The organism is Gordonia sp. N1V, from assembly GCF_029269935.1.
GTDB lineage: Bacteria > Actinomycetota > Actinomycetes > Mycobacteriales > Mycobacteriaceae > Gordonia > Gordonia polyisoprenivorans.
In genome coordinates, this window is sequence record NZ_JARJDD010000009.1 from 125,137 (window position 1) to 143,978 (window position 18,842).

20 protein-coding genes are annotated in these 18,842 nt (G+C 68.0%); 8 read left to right on the plus strand and 12 right to left on the minus strand.

The genetic code is table 11. The annotated features are described in order from the left end of the window. Positions 1–7 precede the first annotated feature (7 nt). The 5 genes from P3L18_RS13860 to P3L18_RS13880 all read right to left on the minus strand — a co-directional run bounded on the left by P3L18_RS13860 (position 8) and on the right by P3L18_RS13880 (position 5,609). Positions 8–1,216, minus strand: coding sequence for an acyl-CoA dehydrogenase family protein (locus P3L18_RS13860; RefSeq protein ID WP_276114361.1), 1,209 nt, complete (start codon positions 1,214–1,216; stop codon positions 8–10). Continuing rightward, complete coding sequence (locus P3L18_RS13865) at positions 1,213–2,943, minus strand: AMP-binding protein (RefSeq protein WP_276114362.1); 1,731 nt, start codon at positions 2,941–2,943, stop codon at positions 1,213–1,215. Before P3L18_RS13865 ends, P3L18_RS13860 begins: the two co-directional genes overlap by 4 nt. Positions 2,944–2,972: 29 nt before the next feature. Further along, positions 2,973–3,722 (minus strand): SDR family oxidoreductase, encoded by a 750-nt coding sequence (locus tag P3L18_RS13870; protein ID WP_276114364.1) that lies wholly within the window; start codon positions 3,720–3,722, stop codon positions 2,973–2,975. 51 nt (positions 3,723–3,773) lie between these two features. Continuing rightward, on the minus strand, positions 3,774–4,568 hold the full coding sequence (locus P3L18_RS13875; protein ID WP_276114366.1) for an enoyl-CoA hydratase-related protein: 795 nt from the start codon (positions 4,566–4,568) through the stop codon (positions 3,774–3,776). 156 nt (positions 4,569–4,724) lie between these two features. Further along, positions 4,725–5,609 carry an alpha/beta hydrolase gene (locus tag P3L18_RS13880; protein ID WP_020170227.1) on the minus strand — a complete coding sequence of 295 codons (885 nt, stop codon included), beginning with the start codon at positions 5,607–5,609 and terminating at the stop codon, positions 4,725–4,727. Between the two features lie 46 nt (positions 5,610–5,655). Between P3L18_RS13880 and P3L18_RS13885 the strand changes: the two genes are divergently transcribed. Further along, positions 5,656–6,231, plus strand: a complete 576-nt coding sequence (locus tag P3L18_RS13885) for a TetR/AcrR family transcriptional regulator (protein ID WP_253193889.1) — start codon at positions 5,656–5,658, stop codon at positions 6,229–6,231. A 29-nt stretch (positions 6,232–6,260) separates the two neighbouring features. On the opposite strand, the gene P3L18_RS13890 is transcribed toward P3L18_RS13885, so the two are convergent. Then, positions 6,261–6,509: a DUF2530 domain-containing protein gene (locus P3L18_RS13890; RefSeq protein WP_006368207.1), complete on the minus strand. Its 249-nt coding sequence runs from the start codon at positions 6,507–6,509 to the stop codon at positions 6,261–6,263. A gap of 23 nt (positions 6,510–6,532) precedes the next feature. Here P3L18_RS13890 and P3L18_RS13895 point away from each other — a divergent pair, with 23 nt between their 5' ends. Then, positions 6,533–8,080: an NCS2 family permease gene (locus tag P3L18_RS13895; protein ID WP_006368208.1), complete on the plus strand. Its 1,548-nt coding sequence runs from the start codon at positions 6,533–6,535 to the stop codon at positions 8,078–8,080. Between the two features lie 263 nt (positions 8,081–8,343). Next, positions 8,344–8,784: a MarR family transcriptional regulator gene (locus P3L18_RS13900; RefSeq protein ID WP_006368209.1), complete on the plus strand. Its 441-nt coding sequence runs from the start codon at positions 8,344–8,346 to the stop codon at positions 8,782–8,784. Between the two features lie 51 nt (positions 8,785–8,835). Here the strand turns inward: P3L18_RS13900 and P3L18_RS13905 are convergent, their stop codons facing one another. After that, entirely contained in the window at positions 8,836–10,077 is a 1,242-nt protein-coding gene (locus P3L18_RS13905; RefSeq protein WP_006368210.1) for a GNAT family N-acetyltransferase, read from the minus strand. A gap of 182 nt (positions 10,078–10,259) precedes the next feature. On the opposite strand from P3L18_RS13905, the gene P3L18_RS13910 reads away from it, so the two are divergent. After that, positions 10,260–11,111, plus strand: a complete 852-nt coding sequence (locus P3L18_RS13910; protein WP_079929082.1) for an RNA methyltransferase — start codon at positions 10,260–10,262, stop codon at positions 11,109–11,111. Then, positions 11,108–11,494, plus strand: a complete 387-nt coding sequence (locus P3L18_RS13915; protein ID WP_020170231.1) for a DUF2537 domain-containing protein — start codon at positions 11,108–11,110, stop codon at positions 11,492–11,494. Before P3L18_RS13910 ends, P3L18_RS13915 begins: the two co-directional genes overlap by 4 nt. A 32-nt stretch (positions 11,495–11,526) precedes the next feature. Here the strand turns inward: P3L18_RS13915 and P3L18_RS13920 are convergent, their stop codons facing one another. The 5 genes from P3L18_RS13920 to serC form a co-directional block, all read right to left on the minus strand. Further along, a complete protein-coding gene (locus P3L18_RS13920; RefSeq protein WP_006368214.1) occupies positions 11,527–12,312 on the minus strand; it encodes a hypothetical protein in 786 nt (261 codons plus the stop codon). An 8-nt stretch (positions 12,313–12,320) separates the two neighbouring features. Next, positions 12,321–13,376 carry a septation protein SepH gene (gene sepH, locus P3L18_RS13925; protein WP_014361256.1) on the minus strand — a complete coding sequence of 352 codons (1,056 nt, stop codon included), beginning with the start codon at positions 13,374–13,376 and terminating at the stop codon, positions 12,321–12,323. 199 nt (positions 13,377–13,575) lie between these two features. Then, complete coding sequence (locus P3L18_RS13930) at positions 13,576–13,854, minus strand: hypothetical protein (protein WP_276114368.1); 279 nt, start codon at positions 13,852–13,854, stop codon at positions 13,576–13,578. Continuing rightward, positions 13,800–14,342, minus strand: coding sequence for a class I SAM-dependent methyltransferase (locus P3L18_RS13935; RefSeq protein ID WP_276114369.1), 543 nt, complete (start codon positions 14,340–14,342; stop codon positions 13,800–13,802). Before P3L18_RS13935 ends, P3L18_RS13930 begins: the two co-directional genes overlap by 55 nt. A 23-nt stretch (positions 14,343–14,365) precedes the next feature. Beyond that, the gene (serC, locus tag P3L18_RS13940) at positions 14,366–15,508 is read right to left on the minus strand and encodes a phosphoserine transaminase (RefSeq protein ID WP_006368219.1); all 1,143 of its coding nucleotides are present in this window, start codon (positions 15,506–15,508) and stop codon (positions 14,366–14,368) included. A 114-nt stretch (positions 15,509–15,622) separates the two neighbouring features. On the opposite strand from serC, the gene P3L18_RS13945 reads away from it, so the two are divergent. From P3L18_RS13945 to P3L18_RS13955, 3 genes are read left to right on the plus strand one after another with little or no spacing between them, the layout of a single operon-like run. Further along, positions 15,623–16,309, plus strand: a complete 687-nt coding sequence (locus P3L18_RS13945) for a TetR family transcriptional regulator (protein WP_006368220.1) — start codon at positions 15,623–15,625, stop codon at positions 16,307–16,309. Continuing rightward, positions 16,306–17,244 carry an ABC transporter ATP-binding protein gene (locus P3L18_RS13950; protein WP_276114370.1) on the plus strand — a complete coding sequence of 313 codons (939 nt, stop codon included), beginning with the start codon at positions 16,306–16,308 and terminating at the stop codon, positions 17,242–17,244. Before P3L18_RS13945 ends, P3L18_RS13950 begins: the two co-directional genes overlap by 4 nt. Continuing rightward, positions 17,241–18,827, plus strand: a complete 1,587-nt coding sequence (locus P3L18_RS13955; RefSeq protein ID WP_276114371.1) for an ABC transporter permease — start codon at positions 17,241–17,243, stop codon at positions 18,825–18,827. Before P3L18_RS13950 ends, P3L18_RS13955 begins: the two co-directional genes overlap by 4 nt. The last annotated feature ends 15 nt before the right edge of the window (positions 18,828–18,842 follow it).

The following is an 18,842-nucleotide window of genomic DNA, read 5'->3' on the forward strand; positions in this document are numbered from 1 at the left end:
ATTCCTCTCAGCGGAAGGCGTTCTGGCCGGTGAAGGCCTGACCGAGGACCAGCTGATGCATCTCGGGGGTGCCCTCGTAGGTCAGCACCGACTCCAGGTTCACCATGTGCCGGATGATCGGGTACTCCAGCGAGATCCCGTTGCCGCCCAGAATGGTTCGCGCGGTGCGACAGATCTTGATGGCCTCGCGCGTGTTGTTGAGCTTGCCGAAGCTGACCTGGTCGGGACGCAGACCCACCGAGTCCTTCAGTCGGCCCAGATGCTGGGCGAGCAGCTGGCCCTTCTGCAGTTCCAGGGCCATGTCGGCGATCTTGGCCTGCGTCAGTTGGAAACCGGCGATGGGTTTGCCGAATTGCGTTCGCTGCGTGGCATAGTCGACGGCCGCCTGCCATGCGGTCCGGGCGGCGCCGATCGAACCCCAGATGATGCCGTACCGCGCTTCGGTGAGGCTCGACAATGGGGCCTTGATGCCCTGCCCCTTGTGCAGATCGTCGTTGCCGGGCATCAGCGCCTCGGCCGGCAGACGCACGTTGTCCAGAACGATCTCGCCGGTCGTCGAGGCCCGCAGCGACAGTTTGTGCTTGATCTCCGGGGTGGACACGCCGGCGGTGTCGGTGGGCACGATGAAGCCGCGAACGCCCTCCTCGGTCCGGGCCCACACGACCGCCACATCGGCGATGGGGGAGTTGGTGATCCACATCTTGCGGCCGTCGAGAATCCAGTCGTCACCGTCGCGTCGGGCCCTGGTCTTCATCGATGCCGGGTCCGAGCCGGCGTCGGGTTCGGTCAGCCCGAAGCAGCCAACGGTGGTGCCCTCGGCCATCGACGGCAGCCACCGGTTCTTCTGCTCCTCGCTGCCGTTGTTGTAGATGGAGAACATCGCCAGCGAGCCCTGCACCGACACCATCGACCGGATGCCGGAGTCACAGGCCTCCAATTCGAGACTGGCCAGGCCGTAGTGCACCGATGATGCTCCGCCGCAGCCGTATCCGTCGAGGTGCATGCCGAGCACGCCGAGCTGACCGAATTGCTTGAACAGATCCCGCGCGATCGGGATCGAGCCCGCCTCGAACCAGTCGGCGATATGCGGGGTGACGTGCTCGGCGAGGAATCCGCGCACCGAATCACGCACGGCGAGTTCGTCGTCGGAGTAGCCGAGGTCGAGATTCAGCGGGTCGATCGCGGAGAACTTCGGGGTGGAGGTGGTGGCGCTCACGGGGTCGCTCCTTGTTCTTGGGCCTGGGGTTCTTGGGCGTCGGGTTCTTGGGGGCGGGGTGTGGGTTCGGGGGTGGCGAATTCTCCTGCGGCCATCTCCGATGCCGCCGAGGTGGTGGCCTTGTAGTGCAACTTCTTCCCGGTCGCCGACACCGGGAGTGCGTCGATGATCCGGTAGGCGCGCGGCCGTTTGAACTGCGAGAGCATCGGGTGGGTGCGACAGTAGGCGTCGAGTTCGTCGGCGGTCGGGTGGGCGCCCTCGGCGGGAACGACGTAGGCGACGACGAGTTGGCCCCAACGATCGTCGGGGACGCCGACGACGAGCGAATCGGCAACGGCCGGATGCCCGTTGAGCGCCTCCTCGACCTGCACCGGGTGCACGTTCTCGCCGCCGGAGATCAGCATGTCGTCCTTGCGACCGACGATCGTGACGAACTCGTCGGCGTCCCAGGTCGCCAGATCGCCGATGTGCAGCCAGCTGCCGTTGTACTTGGCCTTCTCCTGCTGCGGGGAATCGAAGTAGGCGGCAGCGCATTTGGGCGAGCGGATGATCACCTCACCGACCTCGACGCCGTCGCGGGCGACCACCTCGTCGGGGCTCGCGAGCCGGCCGTCGTCGTGGACCCGGACCACGCGCACGTCGTCGTCGATGCAGGCGCGCCCGGCCGTACCGGCGTGGGCGGGTAGATCGGTGGGACGCAGGAAGGTGTTCCAGAATCCCTCGGTGCTGCCGTATCCGTTGAACACGCGAGGCGTCAGGATCTCTTGATACCGCAGGGCCGCTTCGCGTTCCAGCGGTGCTCCCATGGTGACGATGCCGCGCAGGCTCGACAGGTCACGCGGGCGGGCCTGCTGCGCGGTGGCCAGCATCGCGAGGTTCGTCGGTGCGCCGATCAGGAAGGTGAGGCGGTGGCGTTCCACCCAGTCGAGGGTCGTCTCGGCATCGAAGGCGCGCATCGGTACCAGCGACGATCCCAGATAGAACGTCGGATTGGGGCCCGCACAATAGAGTCCGCCGCGATGGAACCACGGTGACATGTTGAGCGTGCGGTCCTCCGGCGTCAGAGGGAAGTGCATGATCACGTCGTGAGCGGAGAAGATCTCGATCGCGCTGTTCATCGGCACCGCCTTGGGCATGCCGGTGGTTCCCGAGGTGTAGAGCCGGGTGGTCTCGTCGAAGACGGTGCGAGTGACCCGTGGTGGCGCCGACTCGCGCGGGAGGTCGTCGAAGCGCAGTGATGTCGGGCCGTCGACGAGTGCGCCGGTACCCACGCCGATCAGGATTTCCGGCGTGTGGTGTGCCAGGGCGATCGCCGCGGTGACCATTGGCGTCAGGTCGGTGTCATAGACATACACCTTCGGGGTGCTGACGTCGAGGATGACCGCGGTCTCGCCGGCGGCGAGCCGGAAGTTGACCGGCGAGCCGACGGCGCCCGCGGCTTGGGTGGCGAGGTAGAGCTGGGCGAACTCCGGGCCGTTGAACAGTTGGTAGGCAACCACATCCCCGTCGACAACGCCGCGGTGCGCCAGCCCGGCGGCCAGTGCGTCGACGGCCGCCCCGAGTTGTGCATAGGTCCACTGTGTGTCGGTGACGGGGTCGATCATCGCGACCGCGCCGGCATATCGGGAGACGTTGCGGCGGAAGCCGTTCAGATAGGTGAATTCGTTCTCGAAGAACGAACGGTACTGATGTGCGTCGTAGACGTGGGGCGCGGTGCTGGTGCTCATGTCAGATCTTTCGGTGCTCGGTGAATTGCTCAGCCGGCCATGGTCAATCCGCCGCTGACGCTGATCACCTGGCCGGTGATGAACGACGCTGCGGGGGAGGCGAAGAACAGCACGGGCGCTGCGACCTCTTCGGGGCGCGCGAGCCGGCGGAACGGAATCGCCTTGATCAGTGCGGCTTTGAGTTTCTCGTCCTGTGCCTGGAACAGTGGGGTGTCGGTGGGTCCGGGGCAGACCGCGTTGACGGTGATCCGATGTCGGGCCATCTCGCGGGCGAGTGACTTGCTGAGCGCGATGACGCCGCCCTTGGCGCCGGCGTAGATGGATTCTCCGGAACTGCCGACGCGCCCGGCGTCGGACGCGAGGTTGATCACGCGCCCGCCCGCCCAGTCGTCCGACGCCGACGCCTCGACCATGCCGGGGAGGAAGGCGCTGGCCATGTGCACCGGTCCGAGATAGTTGATGGCCACCACCTTCTCGGCGAATTTCGGTGTGGCATTGAGGAATTGATCGGTGCGGTCCCAGCCCGCGGCATTGACGAGGATGTCCGGGACGCCGACTTCGGTGTTGACTTCCTCACGGAGAGCGTCGACCTGCGCGCGATCGGAGACGTCGACACTCATCGGCACGATGGCGGGGTTCTGCGCGGCGGTCTGTTTGGCGGCGTCGAGATTGAGGTCGGCGGCGACGACGGTCGTGCCCTGTTCGGCGAAAGCCAGTGCGATGGCCTTGCCGATACCCGAGGCGGCGCCGGTGACGACCGCGATGTTGGTGCTGCTCATGAGGTGTGTGTCCTTCGTGGGGAGTCGAGTGCGGGGGAGTCGGGGGTGGGCTCAGATGGCGGCGAATTTGTTGAATTCGGGCATGCGCTTCTCGGCGAATGCCGCGGCACCCTCGGCACCTTCTTCGGTGTGGTGGGTGAACAGATCCAGGGCGCTCATCGCCATGTTCGACAGTCCCGCCTGGTGGTCGGTGTCGGCGTTGAAGCTCTGCTTGAGGACCCGGATCGCGGTGGGTGACTTCTCGGCGATCTCGCCGGCAATCTTCTTGGCCTCGCCGAGGAGGTCGGCGGCCGGGACGACCCAATTGACCAGTCCCCAGCGCTCGGCGGTCTGCGCGTCGTACTGGCGGCACAGATACCAGATCTCGCGGGCCCGCTTCTCCCCGACGACGCGGGCGAGGAAGGCCGAGCCGAAGCCGGCGTCGAAGGAGCCGACCTTGGGACCGGACTGGCCGAAGCGTGCGGTGTCGGCGGCGATGGTCAGGTCGCACAGCACGTGCAGCACGTGGCCCCCGCCGATGGCGAGGCCGTTGACGGCGGCGATGACCGGCTTGGGGATGTCACGAATCGTCTTGTGCAGGTTGCCGATCTCGAACATCCCGCTCTCCGACGGACCGTAGTCGCCGGTCTCGGCGCGCTGCTTGACGTCACCACCGGTGCAGAACGCCTTGTCGCCCGCACCGGTGAGGATGACGGCCTGCACGGAGGAATCCGCCCAGGCGCGGCGGAAGGCGTTGATCATTTCCTCCACGGTCTTGGCGCGAAATGCGTTGTAGCGCTTCGGCCGGTTCATCGTGATGATTGCGGCCGGTCCCTCGACGGTGTACTCGATGTCCTCGTAGTTCATGGCGGATGCTCCTCGTCGAATCGTCGGTGGTGATCGGGTGATCACTGCTTCATGATGAATGAACGTACATTCACTGTTCGGAGCGTGTCAAGGGTCACATCGAAAAGAGATCGGTGGAGAGGAATCGATCACGCTGGATCGATCACGGGATGACGGTCAGTTCCCGGTGAGAAAGGAGCCGATCTCGTGACCCACGGTGACCGGGGCGTCGAGGGTCAGCAGGACCGCGGCATCGGCGATCTCGGCGTAGCGTGCACCGGGAATCAGTTCGGCGAGGCGGCGCCCGTGTGCCGGCGGCATGACGCGGTTGTCGGGGGACCAGAGCACGAGCGCGTGGCCGGTGAATCGCGCGAGCGCCTCGGTGTCGGCGATGAGTTCTCGCCGGTCGAAATGCGTTGCGGCATAAGAAGCCAGATCGGTTGCGATGCCGGGAGTCGTGAGCACCGGCTCGGTCCAGCGCCGCGCCAGCTCGTCGGAGATCGGCCGGCGCGTCATCTGGCCGAACACCATCGGGAGCCTGCGCAGGCGGCTGTTGCGGAGCTGGCGGGCGGCGAGGGTGAGGCCGCCGGGGAGTCGGGCCGCGATCGTCGCCATCTTGCCGGGCAGTCCCGGTGGGAAGTTCTCGAACGCCTCGCAGGGAAGAATCACCATCGCGCCGACGCGCTCGTCGCGCCCGGCGGCGGTGAGGAACAGTCCTCCGCCCCAGTCGGTGTGGACGAGGGTGACCTCGCGCAGGTCGAGGGCGTCGAGGAAGTCGGCGAGCAGGGCGACCATGCCCGGCATCGTCAGATCGGCGTCGCGGTTCATCGCGACGCGATGGGCGCCGAGTGGCAACACCGGCCGGATATAGCGAAAACCGTTGGGCAGGTGTGCCATCACCGGGTCCCACAGTGCCTCATCCATGAACAGTCCGTGCAGCAGGACGACGGGTGCGCCCGATCCCTCGTCGAGGTACTCGATGGTTCCGGCGGGGATCTCCACCCGACGCACGGACGGGGCGGTGGTGTTCACGGCATCTCCTCGACGATCGGTGTGGAGCAATTGCTCTAGAGTATTCACTCTAGAGCAATTGTTCTACGATGTGAAGATGCGGAATGACGAGCGGATCACCGTGGCGATGGGGGAGTCGCTTCGGCGCAACGGCTACGCGGGTTCGGCGATCAAGAAGGTCCTCGAATCGTCGGGAGCCCCGAACGGCTCGCTGTATCACCACTTTCCCGGCGGCAAACGTGACGTCGCGGCGTCGGCGCTGCGCCAGATGGGTGCTGCCTATCTGCAACTGGTCGGCGGATTGCTGGCGGTCGACGGCGCACTGCCCGACATCATCATGTCCGCCTTCGACGAGGCCGCCGATGACATCGAGCGGTCCGGGTGGATCAACATGTGCCCGGTCGGCACCGTGGCCGGTGAGGTCGCCGACGCCGAGCCGGCTCTCCGCGAGGTCGCGGCCGAGGTGTTCATATCGTGGATCGAGGCCGGCACCGCGCTGTTCGCGACCCGCGGAATGTCCGACGCCGATGCGCGCACCTTGGCGCTCGCGGTCATCGGCGCGCTGGAAGGTGCCTTCGTCCTCGCCCGGACCTTGCGATCGGGGGACCCGATTCGCGCGGCGGGACGATCGGCGGCAGCGTTGGCCTCGGGGCTGATCCGGGTGCCCGACTGACCGAGCTCGCGAGTCCGTCGAGTCGGTCTTCAGTCGAGTCCGCGCTGTGCGGTCTTCTCGCCGCGTCGCGATGCCCTGCGCTGGATCAGGAAGACCAGCGTCCCCAGCACGCCCACGCCGAGGCCGGTGAGGCAGACCGCGAGCGTTCGCCCCCCACCCCATCCGGACACGCCGACGACGATCGTGGCGATCAGCCACGCCAGCATCCCGACGATGATCACCGGCTCGGGCGCGCGCAGGGCACGGGGCAGTTCGGGCACGGTTGCTGCGTCGGACATGGGCTTCAGGGTAGCTTTCCGGTGTGTCCACCGATTCCTCGAGTCAGCCCCCGAAACCGACTCCCGCCCAGTCGACGGAATCCAGCGCCCGGTCGACGGAATCGGGCGCCCAATCGACGCAGGAGAGCGCCCGGTCGACGGGCGCGCTCGACCGTTTCTTCAAGATCTCCGAGCGCGGGTCGACGCTGGGTCGGGAGTTCCGCGGCGGCCTGGTCACCTTCTTCACGATGGCCTACATCGTCGTGCTCAATCCGATCATCATCGGCGGCATCCCCGGCGAGCCGCACAACGCCGACGTCCTCGGGCACGTGTTGCCGATCGCCCAGGTCGCCGCCGTCACCGCGCTCGTCGCCGGCGTCATGTCGATCATCTTCGGTCTCGTCGCCAACTATCCGTTCGCGATCGCCACCGGCCTCGGGATCAACAGCCTGCTCGCGGTGACCATCGCGCCGCAGATGACGTGGCCCGAGGCGATGGGTCTGGTCGTCATCGACGGCATCATCATCGTGTTGCTCGCGGTCACCGGGTTCCGTACCGCGGTGTTCAATGCCGTTCCGGCCGAACTGAAAGCGGCCATCGCCGCGGGTATCGGCGCGTTCATCGCGTTCGTCGGATTCGTCGACGCCGGCTTCGTCCGGCGCATCCCCGACGCCGCCGGGACGACGGTGCCGGTGCAACTGGGCAGCGGCAACTCGATCACCACCATCCCCACGCTCGTATTCGTACTCGGCGTACTGCTGATGGGCGTGCTGGTGGTCCGACGGGTCCCCGGCGGACTCCTCATCGGTATCGCGGTGACCGCGGTCGCCTCGCTCATCCTGGAGTCGGTGCTGCACCTCGGATCGGGTGCCACCAAGCCCGGCGGGTGGGGATTGTCGGTGCCCGAGATCCCGCACTCACTCGGCGGACTGCCGAATCTGAGCCTCGTCGGTGACGTCGACCTGTTCGGTGCCTTCACCCGCGTCGGTGTGCTCGCCGCATGTGTGCTCGTGTTCGCTCTGGTGCTGTCGAACTTCTTCGACGCGATGGGCACGATGACCGGCCTCGGCAAGGAGGCCGGGCTGACCGACGCCAAGGGCAATCTGCCCGGCATCGGACGGGCACTGGTGGTGGAGGGCACCGGTGCGATCGCCGGTGGTGTCGCGTCGTCGTCGTCGAACACCGTCTTCGTCGAATCGGCGTCGGGTATCGCCGAAGGTGCGCGGACCGGTCTGGCCAACATCGTCACCGGCGTGCTGTTCCTCGCGGCGATGTTCTTCACCCCGGTCTACGAGGTCATCCCGAGTGAGGCCGTCGCGCCGGCACTGGTGATCGTCGGCGGACTGATGATCGCGCAGGTGCGCAGCATCGACTTCACGAACTTCGCGATCGCGCTGCCGACCTTCCTGACGATCGTCACCATGCCGTTCACCTACTCGATCGCCAACGGCATCGGTGTCGGCTTCATCAGCTGGGTGGTGATGGCGACCGCGGCGGGCAAGGCGCGCACGGTGCATCCGTTGATGTGGCTGGTGGCCATCGTCTTCGTCGCCTACTTCGCGCGGCAGCCGATCTCCGACCTCCTCGGCTGAGGACACCACTCGTGCGCGTGCCTCGTCTCCGATCGGCTCGTACGACCCACGAAGAGTGGGGGAGGAGTGTTCTTCCCCTACTCTTTCATTCTTCCCCGCGAAATTTCTTGCGGAGGAAGGGATTGCTTGGGGAAGAAGCGGGGGGAGCACCACGCGGCCGTCGCGACGGCACTCGTGCACGCGTGAGGACATCTGTGGTCCGGAGGAGCGACATTCTCACCGCGATGCTGCGGAATTCCTGAGAAGAACATAATATTTGCGCCGTGGAGCTTGTTGTTGAGGGTGACGAACGGCTGGCCGGGTCGCTGTCGCTCGCGATCGTACGTATGGCCCGGCGGCTGCGACTGCGTCGCGACAACGAACTCGTGTCGTTGACGCAGCTCTCGGCGCTGAACACCCTCTATCACGAGGGGTCGATGTCGCCGGGTGCGCTCGCCGCGGCCGAACGCGTCAAACCGCCGTCGATGACGCGGGTCATCGCCTCGCTCGCCGACCTCGGCATGATCAAGCGTGAGGCGCACCCCACCGACGGTCGGCAGGCCATCGTGACCTTGGCGCCGGCCGGGGAGCGGGTCATCGCGAACGAGGTGGCCGCCCGCAAGGCGTGGCTCAACGACCGGCTCGAGGAGCTCTCCGACGAGGAACGCGCGACGCTGAGTGCGGCCGTGCCGATCCTCGAGCGGATCATCTCCGACGACAGCTGACCTCCGACCCGTCGGGCCGAGAGGAGGGTCGGGTCGGCGCGGGAGGTCGGGTCAGAAGAAGGTGCCGGCGAACGGTGCCCGGGTCGTCGCGAACGCCCGGTCCAGCGCGTCGAGCGTGGCCGGCGAATCGGTCCACAGTCGTCCCGCCGCGGCGAACTCGTGCGCGGAGATCCCGCCGAGGTAGAGGCTGGAGAGCACCGAGGTGTCCAGTCGCACGGTCGGTTGGGCCTCGCTGTGCACCACGACGGCGGCACCGTTGCGGACGGTGAGGGCAAAGGTTCCGCCGCGCCCGGCGAAGCGATCGCCCACCTCGAGGACCACGTCGAGATCGGCGTCGTATCGGCGCGCGCCGAGCGCGGCGGGCACGTCGAGGATGCGTAACCACATCTTGTCGACCAGGCCGGTCACCTCGACCGAGCGCAGGTTCAGCAGCTTGCGCGGAAGGGGGTCGTCGACCGGGATGGACGCGTGCAGGGTCGGGATGAGGTCGAGCGAGATCAACACCCGCCACAGATCGGTGTGGGCGTCCTCGGTGACCGCCACGACCTCCTCGATCTCGGCGTGTACCTCGCCGTCGGCGACGCCCTTGAACACCCGGTAGCTCGCGTACCCGTCGTCGTGCAGCAGGTAGTGCAACCCGCTCGCGGCCGGCGGGCGTTCGGAGTCGCGGTCGGCCAGGATCGGCGCCCACCACTGCTCGGTGCGGGCGAGGGCGCCCGGTCGGGTCGCGGTCCACCGGTGATGGATGTCGGCGACGGCGGCCGCCACCTCGTCGGGGTGGGCGAAGCGCACCGTCGCGTGGGACGGGTGCTCGGCCCGCATCCGAGCCGATGACCCGATGCGGATCGAATGCGCGAAGCACGCCGGCCCGAAGCCGAAGCGCTCGTAGATGGTGCCCTCCGATGCGGTGAGGATCGCAAAGGTCTGCCCTTCGTCGATCCACTGGCGGGTCAACTCGGTGAGCATCCGCCGCAGGATGCCGCGGCGACGATGAGTCGCGGCCACCGACACCCACGACAGTCCGGCTGCATCGGCGACGGCTCCGCCGGGCAAGGTCATCGACATCCGGTAGAACATCGACACCCCGACCAACGGCACCGACGACACATCGGTATCCCGGACGACGATGACGTCGGAATCGGAGACCTTGGCGCGCAGGTCATCTCGCTCGTCGTCGGGGATCGGGTTGCGCATCGCGAACGCCCGGGCGTCGGCGGCGATGATGTCGTCCCAGTCGTCGTCGGTGGCGCGGTTCAGGCTCAGATGGTCGATCGTGGCATCGGCACTGTTCACGACTCCACGTTGTCATACCGGACTCGTCGCCGGGCCCGTCGGGTTCGGATCGGCGAGTGTCCACGGTTGCCGCTTTGGCAGACTGACTGGTTGTGTCCGACGCGCCTTCCCCTCCCGTGCCCCCCAGCCCTGTCCACTCGAGTCCGGTCCACTCGGGTCCCGTGCCGGCCGGGAGACTGCCGGTGCGGGTGATCGACATCGACGATCCCGCCGACGAGCGGGTCGACGACTTCCGCGATCTCAATTCGGTCGACCGGCGTCCGGATCTACCCGCCCTGCCCGGCGGCCGGCGTGGCCGGGGTCTGGTCATCGCCGAGGGCGTCCTCGTCGCCCAACGGATGATCGCCTCCCGCTTCACCCCGCACGCCTTCCTCGGGGTTTCGCGGCGACTCGACGAACTTGCCGACGACGTGCGGGTGGTCGGGCCGGAGAACACCGACGCGGCCGTCCCGTTCTATCGGGCCACTGCCGAGGTGATGGCCGAGATCGTCGGGTTCCATCTCAATCGCGGGGTCCTGGGGGTGGCCCGCCGACCACCGGTCCGCCACGTCGATGAGGTGCTCGCCGGCGCGCGGACGGTGGCGATCCTCGAAGGCGTCAACGACCACGAGAACATCGGGTCGATCTTCCGTAATGCCGCGGGGCTCGGGGTCGACGCCGTCTTGTTCGGGTCGGGCTGTGCCGATCCGCTCTATCGGCGCAGTGTGCGGGTGTCGATGGGGCACGCCCTGTTGGTGCCGTCCGCGCAATTCGACGAGTGGCCCGCGGGACTCGACGACGTGCACCGGCATGGTTTCACCACGGTGTCGCTGACCCCGGACCCGCAGGCCGCGGTCCTGGCCGAGTCGGTGGACGCCGAGCGCGTCGCCTTCCTCGTCGGCGCCGAGGGCCCCGGACTGGCCAGGGCCACCATGCGTGCCACCCATGTGCAGGCACGGATCCCGATGAGTCGGGGCACCGACTCGCTCAATGTCGCCACCGCGGCGGCGATCGCCTTCTATGAGCGCGTCCGGTCGGGCACGATGGGGCAATGAGCGATTCGGGCGAGCGCACCGCCGACCGCACCCCCGCGTGGACGATGTACATCCCCGAGCCGCAGCGGGTGATCGCGGGATCGGCCGATGGTGCCGACCTCGAGCCATGGCGCCGCCACGAGCCGACGCCGTGGACACTCGGGCTGCTCGTCAGTGCGGTGGCTGTGGCCTTCTGCTCGCTGGTGACCGTCGGGGTCTACAGTCTGGCGGAGTCGCTGGCGCACGGCGTCGGTCTCGTCGCGATCTTCGTGCTGGCCCCGGCGACTGCGTGGACGTTGTGGGACTTCAGGTTTCGCCCGGTGTGGCGGTGGATCGTGTGGGGTGCGCTCACCGGGCTGCTCGCCGGGGTCGGTTCGGGTATCGCTCTGTTCGCCATGTCGTAGCGACAGCGAAAAACGTTGCGGTGACCGAGGTGTCAGGAGCCGCCGAAGCCGAAGTACCGGGCCAGCCGGCCGCGGCCGCGTTTCGGTTCACCGCCGCCCTGTTCGTCGGGCGTCGGCGGTGGTGTCGCCCGCGCACGTGACGCGGCGTGGTAGCGCTCGATGTCCTCGCTCGTCGGTTGGTAGTCCGCCGGATGAATGGCGAACGCGGTCACCGGGATTCGGGCCGGGTCGGAGTCGGTCGGCGCGAGGGGATGGGTGAAGCGGAAACCGAGCCAGGCCCGGTTGGATTCCTCGGCGAGTTGCTGCGGGTGAAAAGGCAGGGCCAGCGGGTCGGGGGCCACCCCGTCGGCGTAGCGCAGCGGATGTTCGCCGCCCCAGAACGGTCCTTCGAATCCGAAGGGCACGCCCTCGTCTTCGAAGTAGTCCACCGGTGTCGCCGAGAACGAGCGCCGTAGCTCCCCGTTCTCCCATCGGGCGAAGGCGCCGGTGCCGGTGGCCGGATCGGTGTAGAGCACCGTGGCTGCGGCACTGCGCTGGATCGACGCGATCGTCCGCGTGAGTGTGCTGGGCCGCTCGGTGGCGAACAGCGAGCACGACAACACGCTCAGCGGCCCGTAGAAACCGGCGTAGACGTGCGAATCCGTCGCACTCATCGCCGACGCGAGGTCGGTGTCGACCATCGGCAGTAGGACGCTGTCGCCGTAGATGGCCGACGCCAGGCGTCCGGCAGCGGTCACGTCGTTGGTGACTCCGTCACGGATCACTCGCGCAGGATCATCGGTATCGATGAACCAGAGTGTGACTGCGCGCGCCGACATCGTCCCCCTCAGCTGTTCGGATTGCTACGGACACCCAGCAGGACGTCCTCCCAGGCAGGTACCGGTGGTTTGCGTGACTTGCGCCGACGCTGCGCGGTGACCGGGGTCGGCGCGGGCGGTGCGTCGTCGGTGGTGTGCGCCGAATCGTCGGCGCTGTCGGTGTCGACGGCGTGGCTGTCGGCGTCCTCGGCCGTCGCGACGTCGTCGGAGGTCTCCGAGGGTTCGGTGCCGACCTCGACGTCGTCGCGGTGGCGCCCGTGCGGTTCGGTGCCGTGCGGGTCTGCGGAGTCGAAATCGAGTGCGTAGGTGCCGTGCTCGTCGAAGGGGGCATGCGCGGGATCGTGTCGGCTGCGTTGGGCACCGATGATCGAGTCGGCGTCGAGGGTGACCTGCTCGCGGCCCGCATCGTCGACGTCGACGACGGGCGCGGGAACCGGAGTGATGACCGGGGTCGCGACAGGTGTCAGGCGTCGGCGCGGCTCGATCAGTTCTGGGTGGGTCAGCTCCTCGGCGAGGTCGTCGAGCGGGTCGGCGGTTCCGCCGTGCGCACCGGGGTGATACCGCCAGTGCGCGCGATGCTCGGTGTGGCCGACCTGCCAGGCGATCTGCACCGCCCAGTAGCCGTCCTCGCCCTTCCAGGCGTCCCAGGCCGCCTCCGACGGATTCTGGCCGAACGCGACGAGCCCCTCGGTGACGACGTCGCCGAGGGTGAGTTCCGAGGGGCCGTCGTGACGCAGGGGATGAGCCAGCGCGGCGAGTTCGGCGGCCCGGCTGCGTTCGAGCAGTACCGGGTGGGCGAATCGTTCGATCTTGTCGGTGCTGACCCCGGCGATGGCGGCGACCTCGGCGACGGTGGCGCCGGCCCGGATGCGGGACTGGATCTCGCGTGGTCGCAGTGAGCTGGTCATCTCGATCTCGATCTGTCCCAGGCGGGACAGATCGCCGCGGGCGGCGGCACGGAGGCGTTCATCGGCGGCAATGGTGAACTTCTCACCCGACTCGACGTCTTGGCAGATGACTCGGGAGCCGCCGGCGTCGACGCCGACCACTCGAAGTTCACGCATCTGCTCCTCCTCCGGTTGACCACGAGTGCGGGCATTGTGGCCAGGTTAGACCACCGAACGTCGCGGATCGGGCCGGACACGCGGGCCGGAGTCGCCCGGCGGTACGGCGGAAACGCGCAGTTCAGCCCGACAGTGGCGGACGTGACCCATGCGTCGGATGGGACGTATGTGCTCCAGGGTAGCGTGTGGGCCCGCTCGGTCAGGCCGTCACCGGTGCTCGGCACACGAGTGCCACGGTGCTGTTGCGCACGCGTACCCCGTCGTTCCCGAGGAACTCGGTGAGACGGGAGCGCAATCGCGCCGCGGTGTCCGCATCGAGGGTGAGCTGGCGCGAGTACGTGAACGCCAGGTTCACGTAATCCTCGGTGCTCAGGTGGGTCTCGACGGCGAATCGATCGATGGTCGGCGTCAGTCCGGCGCTCGTCAGCAGTTCGTGCGCGCGGTCCTCGGCGCGTGATGCCTCCCGGGTGGTCGGCACCGCGTCCGCGCCGCACACCTCCCGGTAGATCTCGCGGATCCGTGCTTCTGAGGGCTCGATGGCCGCCGCGCGGTTCCACAGCAGGGCCAGGCGGCCGTCGGGGTTGAGCAGCGAAGGGATGCGGGCGAGTGCGACCTGTGGGTCGACCCAGTGGGCGAGCGGGCGAAGACCACCAGATCAAAGGTGCGTCCACGCGCATCCCATTCCTCGAAGGTCGCCTCCTCGACGACGATGCCCTTCGCGCGGGCCTTCTCGGCCATCAGTGGGTCGGGTTCGACGGCGAGCACGCTCGCGCCGGCCGCGGCCATCGGCGCCGAGACCATGCCCGTGCCTGCGCCGACGTCGAGCACCGACATGCCCGGGACAGGTAGGAGTCGCTCGATGACCTCGGGCGGGAACGGCGGACGGTAGCGGTCGTAGGCGTCGGCGACCGGACCGAAGGATTCGGCACGCCGGCGATCGAGATGACTGGGCTGGCTGGTGGTCACCTCATCGAGTATGCGCCCGCGGGCTACAGGCGCTCGACGATGTAGTCGATGCTCGCGGTGAGCTTGCTGACATCGTCAGGGTCGATTGCCGGAAACATCCCGATTCGCAACTGGTTTCGGCCCAACTTGCGGTACGGCTCGGTGTCGACGACGCCGTTGGCGCGCAGGGTCTTGGCGACGGCGGCCGCATCGATCTCGTCGTCGAAGTCGATGGTGCCGACGACCTGGCTACGCAGGGTTGGGTCGGTGACGAACGGCGTTGCGAATTCCGACTTCTCGGCCCAGGAGTACAGGCGCGAACTCGAATCGGCGGTACGTGAGACGCACCAGTCCAGGCCGCCGTTGCCGAGCATCCACTGGATCTGGTTGTCCAGCAACAGCAATGTCGACAGCGCCGGGGTGTTGTAGGTCTGGTTCTTGCGACTGTTGTCGACCGCGGTCGGCAGCGACAGGAACTCCGGGCACCAGCGGTCGGTGCCGGCGATCTGTTCGATCCGGGCGAGGGCCGCCGGGCTCATCGCGGCCAGCCAGATGCCGCCGTCGGCGGCGAAGCACTTCTGCGGGGCGAAGTAATAGACGTCGGTCGCGGCGATGTCGACGGGCAGTCCGCCGGCGCCGGAGGTCGCGTCGATGGCGATCAGCGCGTCGTCGGCGCCGTCGGGGCGGGAGACCGGCACCGCGACACCCGTGGAGGTCTCGTTGTGGGCCCAGCCGATCAGATCGACGCCACCGAAGTCGTCGGCCGTCAGCGCGGCCGGGTCGGGGGCGGTACCGGGATCGGTCGAGATCACCGCGGGGGAATCGAGGAACGGCGCCTTCTTGGCGACGGTGGCGAACTTCGACGAGAACTCACCGTAGGTCAGGTGCAGGGAGCGGCGCTTGATCAGGCCGAACGACGCGGCATCCCAGAAGGCGGTGGTGCCGCCGTTGGACAGCACGATCTCGTAGCCGTCGGGGAGGGCGAACAGTTGCGACAGTCCTTCGCGCACCGAGCCCACCACGTTCTTCACCGGGGCCTGACGATGGCTGGTGCCGATCACCGAGGCGCCGATGTCGACGAGGGATTGCAGCTGCTCCGGCCGCACCTTGGACGGTCCACAACCGAAACGCCCGTCGGCGGGCAGCAGGTCGGCGGGAAGGGTGATCGGGGTGGCGGCGTCGCTCATGGGCGCAATTCTAGGGCTGTGGCCCTCGCCACTGCGCCGCGGCCCGTCGTCCTGCGACGACGAGGCAGATGCGCACCCTTGACCGAAGCTGAACGCATGTTTAGCCTATTGAACATGCGTATAGCCGAGCGGGGTTCGGATTCGGTCGCCGGTGACGACCGGAACACCCGTGCGCGCCTGCGCGACACCGCGATCGAGATTTTCGCCCGCTCCGGCTTCGGGGCCTCGGTCCGCGCGATCGCCGAGGCCGCAGGAGTCAGTCCGGGTCTGGTGATCCACCACTTCGGGAGCAAGGACGCGTTACGGCGTGAATGTGATGCCCACGTGCTGCGCCAGACTCGTGAGGCGAACCGGGAGAGTCTCGAGAGATCGCCCGGCGCACCGGCTTTCGCGTCGATCCTGGCCCAGATGGACACGCTCGAAGACCAAGGGCCGCGCATGGTCTATCTCATTCGGAGTCTGCAGGCCGGGGGAGACATGGCGCGCGAACTGCTCGAACAGCTCGCTGCCGATGCCGAGGTCACCCTTCGGGCCGGTGTCGCCGACGGGACGATCAGACCCTCCCGGGACGAGCCGGCCCGAGCGCGTTACCTCCTCGCCCAGTCCCTCGGTGCGCTGCTGGTCGACCTCGTGATGAATCCGCCGGAGGACTGGTCGGATGCCGGTGCGATCCTGCGTTCGCACACCGACCGGGTGGTGATCCCGGCGACCGAACTCGCGGTCCACGGCGTCATGGCCGACGACTCACTGCTCGATGTGGTGCTGCGCTATCAGGACGACAAACCAGGAGGACGACGATGACCGACGCACATGAGGGCCGAGTGGGTTCACCCGGCCCGGTGATCGAGGTTGCCGGGCTGACAAAGCATTTCGGCTCGTTCCGTGTCCTCGACGGATTGGACCTGCGGGTGCGCCCCGGTGAGGTCGCGGGTTTCCTCGGACCCAATGGCGCCGGTAAGTCGACCACCATCCGGGTGCTGCTCGGACTCTATCGATATGACGGCGGCACGGTGCGCGTCTTCGGTGCCGACCCTCATGCCGACGCCGTCGCGATCCATTCGCGGCTGGCCTACGTACCCGGGGATGTGAACCTCTGGCCGCAGCTGACCGGCGGTCAATGTATCGATCTGCTGTTGTCGCTGCGGGGCATCCGGGCCGAATCCGCATCCCGCCGAGCCGAACTCATTGATCGTTTCGACCTCGACCCGACAAAGAAGGCCTCCACCTATTCCAAGGGCAACCGGCAGAAGGTGGCCCTGATCGCCGCGCTGGCCACCGACACGGAGTTGCTCATCCTCGACGAGCCCACGTCGGGACTCGATCCGCTGATGACCCATCAGTTCACCGAATGCGTACGGGAGTGTGCGACACAGGGATCGGCGGTGCTGATGTCGAGTCACATCCTCGCCGAGGTCGAACAGCTCTGCGACACCGTGACGATCATCCGTGACGGCCGCACCGTCCAGTCCGGCTCGCTGCGCGACTTGCGGCACCTACGACGCTCCCGGGTGACCGCGACCGTCGCCGGCGACTCCGCCGACCTGGCCTCGGTGACCGGTGTCCACGACTTCGAGCAGCGGGCCGAGGGCGAGGTCACCTTCACCGTCGATGACACCGGATTGGTCGCGGTGACAAGGGAGCTGGCAGACCGGGATGTGCGCACGCTCGCGGTGACCCCACCAAGCCTGGAGGAGTTGTTCCTGCATGCCTACGGTGAACGTCTGGAGGCCCGGTGATCACCGGCTACCGGCTGCTGTTCGGGCTGGCGCTGCGGCGCGAACGGATTCTGGCACCGGTCACGGTGGTCATCTTCGTGCTGGTGAATCTGGCGACCGCGGCCTCGATCGCCTCGGCCTATGGAACGCCGGAGAAGCGACGCTTGCTGGCGGCCGGTCCGGGGGCCAACGCCGCCTTCCGTTTCCTGCTCGGCGATACCGTGCACATCCAGTCCATCGCCTCGGCAACCGTCTGGCGCGCAGGTCTTTTCATGATCGCCGCGCTCGGCGTGTGCACGGTGTTGATGGTGGTGCGCCAGACCCGCCGGGAGGAGGAGCTCGGTCGTGCGGAACTGATCCGGTCCGGGGTGGTCGGGCCGCTCGCGCCGACCGCGGCGGCGGCCAGCGTCGCGTCGCTGTTCGGGATCGCGGTGGCGGCGCCGATGTCGTTGATGCTCTTCGGGTTCGGCGCGGATGCCGCGTCGGTCGGCATCGTCTTCGCCCAGTACGCCGGCACCGCGCTCGCCGCGGTCGGCGTCGGATTGCTGACCGCGCAGGTGGCGGCGACCGGGCACATCGGCAATCTCGTCGGCGCCTCGGTCGTCCTCGTTGGCTATCTGTTGCGCGGAATCCCGGACGCCACCGGCGACGTGGGGTGGTTGCGGTGGATCAGCCCGGTCGGCTGGGCGCAGGTGATGGACCCGTTCGGCGCCAACAACGCGTGGCCGCTGCTCGCGGACCTCGCGGTGCTGGCCGGTTGTGGTGCGGCGGCGGGCTGGGTGGCCGGCCATCGCGATCTCGGCGGCGGCCTCATCGCCCCGCGACCCGGCCCCGCGGGCACCGACCGGCTGCCGAACGTGGAGGCGATGGTCGCGCAGACCTCGACGCCGCTGCTTCGGTCATGGCTCGGTGGACTCGGTGTCTACGCACTCGTCATCGGCTTCATGGGACCGTCGGTCGACCAACTGGCACAAGGGAATCAGCTGGTCACCGACGTACTCTCGGCACGTCTGGGCGGCATCGGTCTGAGCACCGTGTTCGCGGTGACGATGACCTCGATCCTCGCCGTCGCGGCCGGCGCGTGGGCGGTCACCCTCGCCGAACGGATGCGCACCGAGGAGGCCTCGGGCCGCGCCGAAGCCGTGCTCGCGACCCCGACGGCGCGAGGTCGGTACTTCCTGGCCTACGCGCTCGTCGCCGGTGGCGGGCTGGTGGCGGCGATGGTCGTCACCGCGGTGTGCATCGTCGTCGGCAACGGCATCGCCGGCGGTGGTTGGGCAACGCCCGCCGCGCATCAGGCGCAGATCGCCGCGGTCCAGCTTCCGGCGATGTTCGTCATCGGCGCACTGGTGGTGGCGCTCTATGCGGTGGCGCCCGTGCTGGTGCACCTGGGGTGGCCGGTGGTGGTCGTCGCCCTGCTTCTCGGTCCGCTGTCGGGGATGTTCAACCTGCCGCAGTGGGTCGACGACCTGTCGCCGTTCACCCACGTCCCGCTCGTCCCGGTGGAGCCGATGCGATGGCTGCCGGTGGTGGTGATGCTGTGCGTCGCCGGCGGACTCGTGCTGGTCGGATGGATCTCGTTCCGACACCGCGACATCGGCTGAGCAGCGTCAGCTCGG

Coding starts and splice junctions, on each gene's coding strand:
- P3L18_RS13870 (WP_276114364.1), bottom strand. CDS start 3,722: ATGAGCAGCACCAACATCGCGGTCGTCACCGGCGCCGCCTCGGGTATC.
- P3L18_RS13945 (WP_006368220.1), top strand. CDS start 15,623: ATGCGTATAGCCGAGCGGGGTTCGGATTCGGTCGCCGGTGACGACCGG.
- P3L18_RS13865 (WP_276114362.1), bottom strand. CDS start 2,943: ATGAGCACCAGCACCGCGCCCCACGTCTACGACGCACATCAGTACCGT.
- P3L18_RS13875 (WP_276114366.1), bottom strand. CDS start 4,568: ATGAACTACGAGGACATCGAGTACACCGTCGAGGGACCGGCCGCAATC.
- P3L18_RS13950 (WP_276114370.1), top strand. CDS start 16,306: ATGACCGACGCACATGAGGGCCGAGTGGGTTCACCCGGCCCGGTGATC.
- P3L18_RS13885 (WP_253193889.1), top strand. CDS start 5,656: ATGCGGAATGACGAGCGGATCACCGTGGCGATGGGGGAGTCGCTTCGG.
- P3L18_RS13920 (WP_006368214.1), bottom strand. CDS start 12,312: ATGTCGGCGCGCGCAGTCACACTCTGGTTCATCGATACCGATGATCCT.
- P3L18_RS13915 (WP_020170231.1), top strand. CDS start 11,108: ATGAGCGATTCGGGCGAGCGCACCGCCGACCGCACCCCCGCGTGGACG.
- serC (WP_006368219.1), bottom strand. CDS start 15,508: ATGAGCGACGCCGCCACCCCGATCACCCTTCCCGCCGACCTGCTGCCC.
- sepH (WP_014361256.1), bottom strand. CDS start 13,376: ATGCGTGAACTTCGAGTGGTCGGCGTCGACGCCGGCGGCTCCCGAGTC.
- P3L18_RS13890 (WP_006368207.1), bottom strand. CDS start 6,509: ATGTCCGACGCAGCAACCGTGCCCGAACTGCCCCGTGCCCTGCGCGCG.